Origin of the sequence: Microbacterium bandirmense (assembly GCF_037204185.1) — a bacterium.
Taxonomy (GTDB): Bacteria; Actinomycetota; Actinomycetes; order Actinomycetales; family Microbacteriaceae; genus Microbacterium; species Microbacterium bandirmense.
This window is the reverse complement of record NZ_JBBDGM010000018.1, coordinates 38,692-51,286: the sequence shown is the minus strand read 5'-3', so window position 1 is coordinate 51,286 and position 12,595 is coordinate 38,692. Positions and strand designations below refer to the sequence as shown.

Annotated in this window: 9 protein-coding genes; 3 read left to right on the top strand and 6 right to left on the bottom strand. The window is 69.4% G+C overall.

The genetic code is table 11. From position 1 onward, the window contains the following. Positions 1–101 precede the first annotated feature (101 nt). Positions 102–1,316: an amidohydrolase gene (locus WDU99_RS15965; protein ID WP_337333458.1), complete on the top strand. Its 1,215-nt coding sequence runs from the start codon at positions 102–104 to the stop codon at positions 1,314–1,316. A gap of 5 nt (positions 1,317–1,321) precedes the next feature. Here the strand turns inward: WDU99_RS15965 and WDU99_RS15960 are convergent, their stop codons facing one another. Beyond that, positions 1,322–1,606: a hypothetical protein gene (locus WDU99_RS15960; RefSeq protein WP_337333457.1), complete on the bottom strand. Its 285-nt coding sequence runs from the start codon at positions 1,604–1,606 to the stop codon at positions 1,322–1,324. 47 nt (positions 1,607–1,653) lie between these two features. Then, the gene (locus WDU99_RS15955) at positions 1,654–2,322 is read right to left on the bottom strand and encodes a GTP pyrophosphokinase (protein ID WP_337333456.1); all 669 of its coding nucleotides are present in this window, start codon (positions 2,320–2,322) and stop codon (positions 1,654–1,656) included. 169 nt (positions 2,323–2,491) lie between these two features. Here WDU99_RS15955 and WDU99_RS15950 point away from each other — a divergent pair, with 169 nt between their 5' ends. Both WDU99_RS15950 and WDU99_RS15945 read left to right on the top strand, forming a co-directional pair. Next, positions 2,492–4,303, top strand: a complete 1,812-nt coding sequence (locus WDU99_RS15950) for an SLC13 family permease (protein WP_337333455.1) — start codon at positions 2,492–2,494, stop codon at positions 4,301–4,303. Positions 4,304–4,326: 23 nt separating this feature from the next. Continuing rightward, complete coding sequence (locus WDU99_RS15945; RefSeq protein WP_337333454.1) at positions 4,327–4,917, top strand: GNAT family N-acetyltransferase; 591 nt, start codon at positions 4,327–4,329, stop codon at positions 4,915–4,917. 94 nt (positions 4,918–5,011) lie between these two features. Here the strand turns inward: WDU99_RS15945 and WDU99_RS15940 are convergent, their stop codons facing one another. From WDU99_RS15940 to WDU99_RS15925, 4 genes are all read right to left on the bottom strand, one after another. Beyond that, positions 5,012–7,084 carry a heavy metal translocating P-type ATPase gene (locus WDU99_RS15940; RefSeq protein WP_337333453.1) on the bottom strand — a complete coding sequence of 691 codons (2,073 nt, stop codon included), beginning with the start codon at positions 7,082–7,084 and terminating at the stop codon, positions 5,012–5,014. 25 nt (positions 7,085–7,109) lie between these two features. Then, the gene (locus WDU99_RS15935; protein WP_337333452.1) at positions 7,110–9,362 is read right to left on the bottom strand and encodes a heavy metal translocating P-type ATPase; all 2,253 of its coding nucleotides are present in this window, start codon (positions 9,360–9,362) and stop codon (positions 7,110–7,112) included. 44 nt (positions 9,363–9,406) lie between these two features. Continuing rightward, positions 9,407–9,616 (bottom strand): heavy-metal-associated domain-containing protein, encoded by a 210-nt coding sequence (locus WDU99_RS15930; RefSeq protein WP_337333451.1) that lies wholly within the window; start codon positions 9,614–9,616, stop codon positions 9,407–9,409. Between the two features lie 103 nt (positions 9,617–9,719). Further along, positions 9,720–12,587, bottom strand: coding sequence for an ATP-binding protein (locus tag WDU99_RS15925; RefSeq protein ID WP_337333450.1), 2,868 nt, complete (start codon positions 12,585–12,587; stop codon positions 9,720–9,722). Positions 12,588–12,595: the final 8 nt, after the last annotated feature.

Below are 12,595 nucleotides of genomic sequence, written 5' to 3'. Positions count from 1 at the left end.
GGGAAAGGAGCCGCGTTCGACGGGGTCGAGGGCTGTTTGGGAGTGAGGCCTCTGAACAGAGGTGTACTCGATGGTACCGCGCCGATGGCTAGGCTCTGGACATGAGCATCGACCTCGAAGCGCTGTACATCGACCTGCACCGGCATCCGGAGCTGTCGTTCCAGGAGACCCGCACCGCCGGCATCGCCGCCGCGCACCTGCGCGAGCTCGGCCTCGAGGTGCACGAGAACGTCGGCATCACCGGCGTGATCGGGGTGCTTTCGAACGGCCAGGGGCCGACCGTCTGGCTGCGCGCCGATATGGATGCGCTCCCGGTCGCCGAAGAGACGGGTCTGCCGTACGCATCGACGGCCATCGGAATCGACCCCGATGGCAACACAGTGCCGGTGATGCACGCGTGCGGTCATGACATGCACGTGACGGCCATGATCGGTGCGGTCGAGCGGCTCGTCGCCGAGCGCGATCAGTGGAGTGGCACGGTGGTGGTGGTGATCCAGCCCGCCGAGGAGTACGGCGCCGGTGCGCGGGCGATGCTCGACGACGGTGCCCTCGACCGCTTCCCGCGCCCCGACATCGTGCTCGGCCAGCACGTCACTCCGCTGCCCGCCGGCGTGATCGGCGTGCGACCAGGACCGCAGATGTCAGCATCCGACGGCCTGCAGGTGGTCCTGCACGGTCGCGGCGGGCACGGCTCGCGCCCGCATTCGACGATCGACCCGATCGTGATGGCGGCGGCGACCATCATGCGACTGCAGACCGTCGTCTCGCGCGAGGTCGATCCGCACGACCTCGCCGTCGTGACGGTGGGCGCGATCCACGCCGGCACGAAGAACAACATCATCCCGGCGGACGCCACCCTGCAGCTGAGCCTGCGCTACCCCGACGAACAGCTCCGCGACAAGGTGATCGAGCGGGTCGAGAGGGTCATCAGGGCCGAGGCGATGGCATCCGGTGCCGAGCGCGAACCCGAGATCTCGACGCTGCACACCCTGCCCGCGACGATCAACGACGCCGATGCGACCGCACGGGTCTCGGAGGCGTTCGCGCAGGTGTTCGGCGAGCAGTCGGTCATCGACCCCGGCCTGTTCACCGGCAGCGAGGACGTGTCGTGGTTCGCCCGCGACGCCGCAGTCCCGCTGGTGTTCTGGTTCTGGGGCGGAGCCGACCCCGTCGCCTTCGCCGAGGCCATCGCAAACGGCACCCTCGACAGCAGCATCCCGACCAACCACTCCCCCTTCTACGCGCCCGTCATGCACCCGACGATCGAGACGGGCGTGACGGCTCTGGTGACGGCAGCCCGCGAATTTCTCGCCTGAGCGAGTCAGAGCGGGCGGGCTGTGATCGCCTCGCGGTCGTTGTTGCGGCGCAGGGTGCGCAGGCAGCGCGAGCACAGGATCTCGACGACGCGCGGATGCTGCTCGCCGCACTGACAGTCGATGCTCACCCGCCAGCGCGCGCGTCGCCCGCACGCGATGTACTCGGTCTCTGTGCCGTGGTCGCATTCACAGCGCGGCTTATCGCCGTTGTCGAGCGAGGGCAGCTCGCTCAGATCGACGGTTGTGTCGATCTGCTCGTCGGATTCGGTCTCGGTGACGGTCGCATGCATCACCGATATTTTCGCACCCTCGGTCGTGATGCGCAGGGGCCGGCGGCTTACGCCTCGATGACCCGCTGATTCACATCGTGTGCCTCGCGGTGCAGGCGCTCCATGCGGGCGTCGAGCTCGCCGGCGGCCTCCGCGGCATCCGTCAGACTCTGCACGAGGTGATCCGGGACCTGTCCCGAGAACTTGTAGTGGATCTTGTGCTCGAGGCTCGCCCAGAAATCCATCGCGATCGTGCGGAACTGCACTTCGACGGGCACCATGACCGTGCCCGTCGAAAGGAACACGGGCACCTCGACGATCGCGTGCAGACTCCGGTAGCCGTTGGGCTTGGGATCTGCGATGTAGTCCTTCACGATGCGGACGGTCACGTCGTCCTGCGCGGTGAGAAGGTCGAAGAGGCGGTAGACGTCGCTGACGAAGCTGCAGGTGACGCGCACGCCGGCGATGTCGGTGATCTCCTGACGGATGCTGTCGAAGTCGGCCTCGATGCCGCGACGGGCGACCTTCTCGACGATGCTGTCCGGCGACTTCAGCCGGCTCTTGACGTGCTCGATCGGGTTGTAGGCGTGCATGTGCGTGAACTCGTCCTGCAGGATCGAGATCTTCGTCTCGATCTCGCGCATCCCGAACTCGTACTCGCGCAGGAAGCGCTGGAACTCGTCACGCAGCTGCCTCGCCTCGGCGATCGCCTCATCATCGGCGGGGAGCGTTGTCATGCTTCGACGCTACGCGGGCGGCTTCGGAATCGGCTGGGTGGTTCGCTCACAGCGTCGCCGCGATCCGCTCACACAGCCACCGCGTGAACGAGCGTATGGCGGGTGTTGCCGGGCACCGCACAGCCTCTAACCTCAAGTGAGCGGGATCCGGTGAGGAGGGCGGAGGATCATGACGGCCGACCTGATGATCGTCCTCGTGCTGCTGCTGGGCGCCGTCGCCATGTTCGCGATCGGACGTCCGCGCATGGACGTCGTGGCGATCCTGATGATCCTCGCCCTCCCCCTCAGCGGTGTGCTCACCGTGCCCGAGACGCTCGCCGGCTTCGCCGATCCGAACGTCGTACTGATCGCGGCGCTGTTCGTGGTCGGCGAAGGGCTCGCACGCACCGGGGTCACGTACCGTCTGGGCGACTGGCTCACCCGCACCGCCGGTGAGAGCCAGACCCGGCTGATCGTGCTGCTGATGCTGTCGGTGGCGCTGCTGGGTGCGGTGATGAGCTCGACCGGGGTGGTCGCCATCTTCATCCCCGTCGCGGTGAGCATCGCCTCGCGCACCGGCATCTCCACGCGGATGCTGATGATGCCACTCAGCTTCGCGGGCCTGATCAGCGGCATGCTCACGCTGATCGCCACCACTCCGAACCTCATCGTCGATGCCGAGCTGCAGCGCGCGGGCCTCGGAGGTTTCGACTTCTTCGCGATCACGCCGTTCGGTCTCGTCATCCTGGTGCTCGGCACGGTCTACATGCTGTTCGCGGGCCGATTCCTGGGCGGTGACGCGACCGGCGCCGCCGGCGCTCGGCGCACCTTCAGCAGTCTGATCGCCGACTATCGGGTCGACGCGCGCACCCAGCGCTATCGCGTCGGCGGCCGGTCACCGCTGATCGGCCTGCCGCTGGCCGAAGTCGATGACGTCGACGGCCACCGCGCGACCGTGCTCATGATCGAGCGGTCGCGCCTGTTCCGCCGCACCGTGCACCTGACCGCCGACGACGTCGTCGTCGGCAAGGGCGACGTGCTGTTCGTCGACGTCTCGTTCTCGGAGGAGGAGCGCGAGCGCCTGCAGCTGGAGCCGCTGGAGATGACCGAGGGCTTCTTCCACGACTACTCCCGGCAGGTCGGAATGGCCGAGGTACTCATCGCGCCCGACTCGGCCGCGGCCGGCAAGAGCGTGCGGATGCTGCAGCTGAGCACCCGGCATGGCGTGCAGGCCGTCGGCATCCGACACGGCGGTCGCGTCGTCGACCGCGATTTCGCCGATCTGCGCCTGGCGGTCGGCGACACGCTGCTGGTCACCGGCGCGTGGCAGGCGATCACCGCGCTGGGCGGCGCACGTCGCGACTACATCCTGCTCGACCTGCCGGCGGAGTCAGCCGAGGTCGCGCCGGCCGCCAACCAGGCGGTGTTCGCGATCGCGAGCGTGCTGCTGATGGTGGTGCTGATGGTGACCGGACTGGTGCCCAACGTCATCGCCGCGCTGATCGCCTGCGTGCTGATGGGTGCCTTCCGGTGCATCGACATGAACAGCGCCTACCGGGCCATCCACTGGCCGACGCTGCTGCTGATCGTCGGCATGCTGCCGTTCGCACTCGCGCTGGAGCGCACCGGCGGCGTCGATCTCGTCGTCGACGGACTGCTCGCCGCGCTCGGCGGCGCCGGGCCTTACGTGCTGCTGGGCGGCATCTTCGTGCTCACCGCGGCGATCGGCCTGTTCGTGTCGAACACCGCGACCGCCGTGCTGATGGCGCCCATCGCGATCTCGACCGCCGTGCATCTCGGCGTGTCGCCGTACCCCTTCGCGATGATGGTGGCTCTGGCCGCATCGTCGGCGTTCATGACGCCGGTGTCGTCACCGGTGAACACGCTCGTGGTCGAACCCGGCCGCTACCGGTTCATCGACTTCGTCCGCATCGGCACGCCCTTCACAATCATCACGCTCGTCGTCAGCGTGCTGTTGGTGCCGATGCTGATGCCGTTGTGACCTGACGCGGATACGCTGACCGGGTGTCATCCCACAGCAGCATCCCCTGGCCACTGCGCACCGAGCGGCTCGTGATCCGTCCCCTTGCACTGGAAGACCTCGATGCGGTCTGGGAGTACCGCCGACTGCCCGAGGTGAACAACTGGTTGGGGCGGGCCCCGGCCACGCGCGAAGCGTTCCACGAGACCTACTCCGAGCCGGAGCGGCTCGCGATGACGTTCGTCATCGTGCATCCGGATGCCGACGGCGGCGGCCCCGCGATCATCGGCGATCTGATGATCAAGGTCGGCGACGGGTGGGCCCAGGCCGAGGTGGCCGAGCAGGCCGCGGCGACCGAGGCCGAGATCGGCTGGGCGCTCGCCCCGGCGCACACCGGGCACGGCTACGCCACCGAGGCCGTGCGGGCTGCGATCGACCTGTGCTTCGGGACCCTCGGCCTGCGCCGTGTGCACGCCGGATGCTTCGCGCCGAACGAGCCGTCCTGGCGGTTGATGGAGCGCATCGGCATGCGCCGTGAGGAGTTCAGCCGCAAGACCGCGTTGCACCGTTCGGGCGAGTGGATGGACGGCCTGAACTACGGCCTACTCGCCGAGGAATGGCCGATCAGGCCCTGAAGCGCTCGCCTGCGACCCTCCAGGTCGCAATGGATGCCGGTATCCCGCGGGCATTGCGGCATCCATTGCGACCTGGACGCCTCTTGGCTGCAGGTCAACGACGAATCAGCGACTCCGGGCGCAGGTCGAGGCGCCGCAGCGCCTGGGCGTTCAGCGCGACGACGATCGTCGACAGGCTCATCAGCACCGCCCCGACCGACATCGGCAGCACGACCCCGATCGGCGCGAGCACGCCCGCGGCGAGCGGCACCGAGATCAGGTTGTAGCCGGCGGCCCACCACAGGTTCTGCTTCATCTTGCGGTAGCTCGCGTGCGAGAGCTCGATGACCGAGATCACCGCACGCGGGTCGTCGGATGCCAGGATCACCCCGGCCGACGCGATCGCCACATCGGTGCCGGCGCCGATCGCGATGCCGACGTCGGCCTGTGCGAGCGCGGGCGCATCGTTGACGCCGTCGCCGACCATCGCGACCCGCTTGCCCTCGCGCTGCAGCTCGGCGACCTTGGCCGCCTTGTCTTCCGGGCGCACGCCGGCGAACACGCGGTCGATGCCCAGATCGTCCGCCACCGCGCGTGCCACGGCCTCGGCATCGCCGGTGATCATCACCACCTCGATCCCGCGCGCGTGCAGCGCGTCGACGGCCTCACGCGACTCGGCGCGGATCTCGTCGGCCAGCTTCAGACCGCCGATCACCTCGCCGTCGCGCACGACGTGCAGGATGATGGCGCCCTCAGAGCGCCAGTCGTCGGCATCCGACACCTCGTCCGCACCGATCTCGGTGAGCAGATGCGGACCGCCCACGCGGATCTCGGTGCCGTCGACCGTGGCGGTCACGCCGACAGCGGGCGACGAACTGAAGCCGGTCGCGTTCGCGACGGTGAGGTCACGATCTGCGGCGGCGCGCACGATCGCCCGGGCCAGCGGATGCTCGCTGTCGGCCTCCGCGGCCGCGGCGAGCGCGAGCACAGCATCCGACTCCCAGCCCTCGACCGGTGCGACGGTCGTGACGACCGGCTCGCCCCTGGTGAGCGTGCCGGTCTTGTCGAACAGCACGGCGTCGACGCTGCGCATGCTCTCCAGCGCGAGGCGGTCCTTCACCAGCACGCCGGCGCGGGCGGCTCGCTCGGTGGCGATCGAGACGACCAGCGGGATCGCCAGTCCCAGCGCGTGCGGGCAGGCGATGACCAGCACCGTGATGGTGCGGATGACGGCGGCATCGGGGTTTCCGACGATGCTCCACACGATCGCGGTGATCGCGGCGGCGCCGAGCGCGAACCAGAACAGCCAGGCCGCCGCGCGGTCGGCCAGGCGCTGCGCGTGCGAACTCGAGGCCTGGGCGTCGGAGACGAGCTTTCGGATGCCCGCGATCGCGGTGTCATCGCCGATGGCATCCACCTCGACGCGCAGGCCCGAGTCGGTGGCGACGGTGCCGGCGGTGACCCGGTCACCGACGCCTCGGCCGACGGTGCGGGACTCGCCGGTGAGCATGGATTCGTCCATGCTGGCGCGGCCGTCGACGATCACGCCGTCGGCGGGCACGCTGCCGCCGGGGCGGACGATCACGACATCGCCGATGGTGAGTTCGGCCGGCGGGACCGTGACGATCTCGTCGCCGTCGACGCGCTCTGCCTCATCGGGCAGGAGGGCGGCCAGCGAGTCGAGGGCAGACGTGGTCTGGGCGAGGGAGCGCATCTCGATCCAGTGGCCGAGTAGCATGATCACGATCAGCAGCGCGAGCTCCCACCAGAACTCGAGCTCGTGATGCAGGATGCCGAGGCTCGCGCCCCAGGAGGCGAGGAAGGCGACGGTGATCGCGAGGGCGATCAGCAGCATCATCCCGGGCTTGCGGGCGCGGAGTTCGTCAACGGCGCCGGTGAGGAAGGGCCTGCCACCCCAGACGTACATCACGGTGCCGAGAACGGGGGCGATCCACCTCGCACCCGGGAAGTCGGGGAGCTCGTAGCCGAGCAGCATGGCGAACATCCCGCTGAACGCGACGACCGGGATGGCGATCAGCAGATTGATCCAGAACAGCCGCCGGAACTGCCCGACATGATCGCCGTGGCCGGCGTGGCCACCGTGGCCGCCGTGCCCGTCTCCGGTCGTTGAGCGAGCGGAGCGAGACGAAACGGCCTCGCTCCCGTGGTGAGCGTGTGGATCGGTCATCACATTCCTCCGGCCTGCTGACGTGTCAGCGGAAGCGGCGCAGCCGCAGGCTGTTGCCCACGACGAAGACGCTCGAGAAGGCCATCGCTGCCCCTGCGAGCATCGGGTTCAGCAGCCCGAGGGCCGCCAGCGGGATCGCCGCGGTGTTGTATGCGAACGCCCAGAACAGGTTTCCCTTGATGGTGCTGAGGGTGCGGCGTGAGAGGCGGATCGCATCGGATGCCGCGCGCAGGTCGCCCCGCACGAGCGTGATGTCCGACGCCTCGATGGCCGCATCGGCACCGGTGCCCATCGCCATGCCGAGGTCGGCCTGGGCCAGCGCCGGCGCATCGTTGACGCCGTCGCCGACCATTGCGACGATCCGTCCCTCGCCCTGCAGGCGCGCGACGACCTCGACCTTGTCGGCCGGCAGCACCTCGGCGATCACCTGATCGATGCCCACCCGCGCGGCGATGTGCTCGGCAGCGGCCCTGTTGTCGCCGGTGAGCAGCACCGGGGTGAGTCCGAGCGCCTTCAGCGATGCCACCGCCTCGGCGCTGGTCGCCTTCACCGCGTCGGCGACGATGATCACGCCGCGGGACGCGCCGTCCCATGCGACGTGCACGACAGTCTGACCCGCGGCCTCGGCGGCGGTCTTTGCGTCGAGCAGCTCCTGCGACGGGTGGATCGCCCAATCCTCGAGCAGCGAAGCCCGCCCGACAAGCAGTGCGTGGCCGTCGACGACTCCGGTGACCCCGCGTCCGGCGATGTTCTGGAACGACTCGACCGAGGGCAGCGCACCGCCGCCGGCGGCCTTGGCGATCGCCCGGGCGATGGGGTGCTCACTGGCATCCTCCACCGCGCCGGCCAGGCGCAGCAGTTCAGCGGTATCCGTGCCCGCCTCGGGAACCACACGGGCGACGCTCATGCGTCCCTCGGTGACGGTGCCGGTCTTGTCGAGCACCACGGTGTCGACGCGACGGGTCGATTCCAGGATCTCCGGCCCCTTGATGAGGATGCCCAGCTGAGCCCCGCGGCCGGTGCCGATCAGCAGCGCGGTCGGCGTGGCCAGACCCAGCGCGCACGGGCACGCGATGATCAGCACCGCGACGGCGGCGGTGAAAGCGGCGGATGCCGGAAGGCCGAGCACCAGCCAGACGCTGAGCGTGACCACGGCGACGGCGATCACGATCGGGACGAAGATGCCCGATACCCGGTCGGCGAGGCGCTGCACCTCGGCCTTGCCGGTCTGCGCCTGCTCGACCATCCGCGCCATCTGCGCGAGCTGCGTGTCGGCTCCCACACGGGTGGCGCGCACGACGAGTCGGCCACCTTCGTTCACGGTGGCGCCGGTGACGGCATCCCCCGCCGCGACTTCGACCGGCACGGACTCGCCGGTGACCATGGACTGATCAATGACCGAGGTACCCGAGACGACCACTCCGTCGGTGGCGATCTTCTCGCCCGGCCGCACGATGAACTCGTCGCCGACGCGCAGGTCGCCGGTGGGGATGCGCACTTCGTCTCGCTCCGCTCGCTCAGCAACCGGGGAAGGGCGGAGGACGGCGACCTCCTTCGCACCGAGTTCGAGCAGCGCGCGCAGCGCGGAGCCGGCCGTGCGCTTCGCGCGCTTCTCGAAGTAGCGTCCGGCGAGGATGAACATCGTCACACCCGCGGCGACTTCGAGATAGATGTTGCCCGCTCCGTCGGACGGCTCGATCGTGAAGCTGAAGCCATGGGTCATGCCCGGCATGCCGGCGGTGCCGAAGAACAGCGTGTACAGCGACCACAGGAATGCGGCGCTCGTGCCCATGCTCACCAGCGTGTCCATGGTGGCCGCGCCGTGACGCAGATTGATCCAGGCCGCCCGGTGGAACGGCCAGGCCGCCCAGACGACGACGGGCGCGGCCAGGGCGAGCGAGAGCCACTGCCAGTAGGTGAACTGCAGGGCCGGGATCATCGCCAGCAGGATCACCGGCACCGACAGCACGATCGAGCCGATCAGCCGGTGCCGCAGCGCGCGCAGTTCAGGGTCCTCAGCGTCGGCCCCTTCGGCCGGGTTCGCGGCCTGAGGCGGCGCGGGCAGCTTCGCCGTGTATCCCGCGTTCTCGACCTCGGTGATCAGCCGCGCCGCGTCGAGCTGACCCTCGACGGTGACCTGTGCCTTCTCGGTGGCGTAGTTCACGGTGGCGGTCACGCCGTCGATGCGGTTGAGTTTCCTCTCGATGCGCATCGCACACGAGGCGCAGGTCATTCCCCCGATCTCGAGGTCGATGCTGCTCTGCGCTGTGGCGGTCATGAGTGCTCCTGGCTGGATTCTGGCTGGTCGGTGGCGCGTCGGTGTCAGGCCGAGACGGCCCGGTACCCCGCCTCATCGACGGCGGCGATGACCGCGGCGGTGTCGACGGGCGCGGCGGACGTGACCAGCAGCCGGCCGGTCTGGTGGCTGACGACAGTGCTGTCGACGCCGGCGACCTTGGCGACCTCTTCGCGCACGGACATCTCGCAGTGGCCGCAGGTCATGCCCGTGACGTGGAACTCGGTGGTGGTCATGTGATCTCCTCGATTCAGGTACCCCTGGGGGGTACATGTCTCAGGGTACTACAAGATACCCCCCTGGGGTATTCCCAGAGGGGTATCCGACAAGATCACAGGATCAGCCGGCGACGGGTTCGGCCTCCGCGCGGTAGCGCGCCGCCGCCTCGTTGCGCGTGGCGACGCCGAGCTTGCGCAGCACCGCCGAGACGTGCACGCTCACCGTCTTCACGCTGATGAACAGACGCTCGCCGATCTGCCGATTGCTCAGCCCCTCGGCCAGCAGCGTGAACACCTGGTTCTCGCGCGCGGTCAGCGCGGCCAGCCCCTCGGGCGCCTGCTCGGCCACACCGGCCGCTTCGGCGAGCGCAGCGATGTCACGCTGCAGAACGCCATGCTCGTACTCGGCGGCCAGCGCACCCGCCCGGCCCAGCAGCACCGCGGCCTCGGCCCGCCCGGCACGATCACCGTCCACGATCAGCATGCGGGCGAGTTCGTACCGCACGACCATCCGGAAGACCACAGGCATGTCATCGTCATCGGCGACAGGGATCGCCGCACGCAGTGCCGATGGCTCGCCGTCCAGGAGTGCCTCCAGCAGCACCTGCCACCGCTCGGGGCGCAGCGTCGCCGGCATCCGATGCCAGGCGTCGCGCAGCCGATCGGCCAGCGCATCAGCATCCGCTCGCCTTCCGTCGGCACGCAGCAGACTCACGGCCCACCCGCCGTCGAGCAGGATCCGCGCCTTGTGACCGATGTCGGCTCCGGTGTCGTCGAGCACCCGGGCGAGCACCTCGGCGGCGCCGGCACCGTCGGCGCGGCTCAGGCACAGCACCAGCTCGGTGCGCCACAGCGAGAACCGCACCTGCCGCTCGATGTCGGCGATCTGATGCATGCGCGGCCGCCACTCGTCGAGCAGCGCCTCAGCCGCATCGACGCGTCCGCGCCATGCGAGCGCACGGATGCGCGTGGCCGTCGTGTACGCGCGGAACACCCGGTGCGTGCGGAACGTGAGGTCTTTGGCCAGCAGCTGCTCGACGCGACCGACCTCCCCCAGTTCGAGCAGCGGCTCGACCCGGTTCTGTGTGAGGATCGAACCGCTGGTGCGCTCCACACCCATACGGCGGGCGTCGTCCATGCCGCCCTCGGCCAGCTCCACCGCCTCACGGTAGCGACCCAGGTTGTACAGCGCGTCTGAGACGTTGACCCGGTACTTCAATTGCGCGTTCAGGTCTTCGGCGTTCGCCCAGGCGACCGCGAAATCGTCGAATCCCGCTTCGACCTCACCGAGGTGCACCCGGCTGTTGCCACGGATGTTCGCGGCGACCGAGCGCTGTGCGGCGTCGTCGCCGGCGACCTGGAACGACTCGTCGGCCAGGCGGACCGCATCGTGCAGCCGCCCGACGATCATGGTTCGCCCGGCCAGCAGCGACAGCAGCACGGAGTGCAGCCGGGGCTCATCGACACCGCGCGTCTCATATTCGGACAGCGCCTGCTGCAGCGTCTCGATCTGCTTCGGCTTGCCCAGCGCGGTCAGGTACATTCCGCGATCGCGCAGCAGTCGCACCAGCACCGCGGGGTCGACACGGTCGCGGTCGACCTCGTCGAGAGCCATGTTCACGACCAGCAGCGCCCGCTCGCCATCACCGGCATTGCGCAGGATCGACCCCAGTCGTGCGAGCAGTGAGACGTGGTCCGTGCCGGTCACCTGCTCGGCATCGGACACCTGATCCCACAGTTCGAGCGCCATCTCGCCGTAGCGCGCCGCCGTCGAGAACGCGAAGCTGCGCCGCGACCGGTCCATCGCCCCGATCGCCGCGACCAGCGCCCGCCGCGGATCATGCGCCTGGTGCCAGTGATACGCGAGCGCCGCCTCCTGGCATCCGACACATGCCGACGCGCGCTCCTCGAGCGCCTCGGCGTAGGCGCGATGCAGGCGCGCGCGCTCACCGGGCAGCAGGTCGTCGTGCACCGCCTCGCGCAGCAGCGCATGGCGGAAACCGTAGAAGTCGTCGGTGCGCACCGCGAGGATGCCGACGTTCGCCGCCTCTCGGATGCCGTCGTCGAGGCGATCATCGGGCAGGTCGACCAAGCGGGCCAGCAGCTCGTGGTCGATCGGCGCGTCCGACCCCGATGCCGTGCGGACCACGCGCTGCGCATCGTCGCCGAGCGAGTCGTAGCGGGCCAGCAGCACCTCGCGCAGCGTCTCGGGGATCGGACCCGACGCGTTCGAGGAGAGCTCCTCGATGAAGAACGGCACACCCTCGGCGCGCTCGCGCACCCGCTCGAACTGGGTGTCGTCCACCGGCCCGCAGAGAGCCTCGACGAGCACGCGCATCTCGACGTCGTCGAGCCGCGGCAGTGTGATGCGCTCCATCAGTCGGGCACGCTCCGACTCGACGAGGAAGGACCGCACCGCCGCACCCCGACGCACCTCGTCGACGCGACAGGTGATGACGAACAGGATGCGGGTGCCCTCGAGAGCACGCAGCAGGAACGACAGCAACGCGAGGGTGGCGTCGTCTGCCCAGTGCAGGTCTTCGATGATCACCACCACCGGTCGCACCGCGGCCGCCGCCTCGAACAGCGTGACGATCGCCTCGCGCAGCGCCTCCGGCGACGTCCCGGGCCGGTCGACGATACCGCCGCCCAGCTCGGGCAGCAGCAGGCGCAAGGCGTCGCGGGCCGCACCCGCAGACTCCGCCTGAGGGTCATCGAGCGCGTCGAGGACGCCCCGAAGGATCGACGGCAGCGGTCCGTACGGTGACGGCGCGAACCCGTAGTCGAGGCACCACCCCGCGACGACGTCGGCAGTGGCATCCGCCCGCACACGGAACTCGCGCAGCAGCCGACTCTTGCCGATCCCGGCCTCGCCGGCGACGAGCACCGCGCCCGTCTCGCCCTTCTGCGCACGCTTCAGCGCGGCGTCGAGCCGTGCTGACTCGACGTCGCGGCCCACCATGTCGACGGCCGGTGCGATGACGGACATGAGTTCAT

Bases quoted from the DNA above. Each gene is read 5' to 3' on its own strand.
- WDU99_RS15965 (WP_337333458.1), top strand. From the start codon at position 102: ATGAGCATCGACCTCGAAGCGCTGTACATCGACCTGCACCGGCATCCG.
- WDU99_RS15960 (WP_337333457.1), bottom strand. From the start codon at position 1,606: ATGCATGCGACCGTCACCGAGACCGAATCCGACGAGCAGATCGACACA.
- WDU99_RS15955 (WP_337333456.1), bottom strand. From the start codon at position 2,322: ATGACAACGCTCCCCGCCGATGATGAGGCGATCGCCGAGGCGAGGCAG.
- WDU99_RS15950 (WP_337333455.1), top strand. From the start codon at position 2,492: ATGACGGCCGACCTGATGATCGTCCTCGTGCTGCTGCTGGGCGCCGTC.
- WDU99_RS15940 (WP_337333453.1), bottom strand. From the start codon at position 7,084: ATGACCGATCCACACGCTCACCACGGGAGCGAGGCCGTTTCGTCTCGC.
- WDU99_RS15935 (WP_337333452.1), bottom strand. From the start codon at position 9,362: ATGACCGCCACAGCGCAGAGCAGCATCGACCTCGAGATCGGGGGAATG.
- WDU99_RS15930 (WP_337333451.1), bottom strand. From the start codon at position 9,616: ATGACCACCACCGAGTTCCACGTCACGGGCATGACCTGCGGCCACTGC.
- WDU99_RS15925 (WP_337333450.1), bottom strand. From the start codon at position 12,587: ATGTCCGTCATCGCACCGGCCGTCGACATGGTGGGCCGCGACGTCGAG.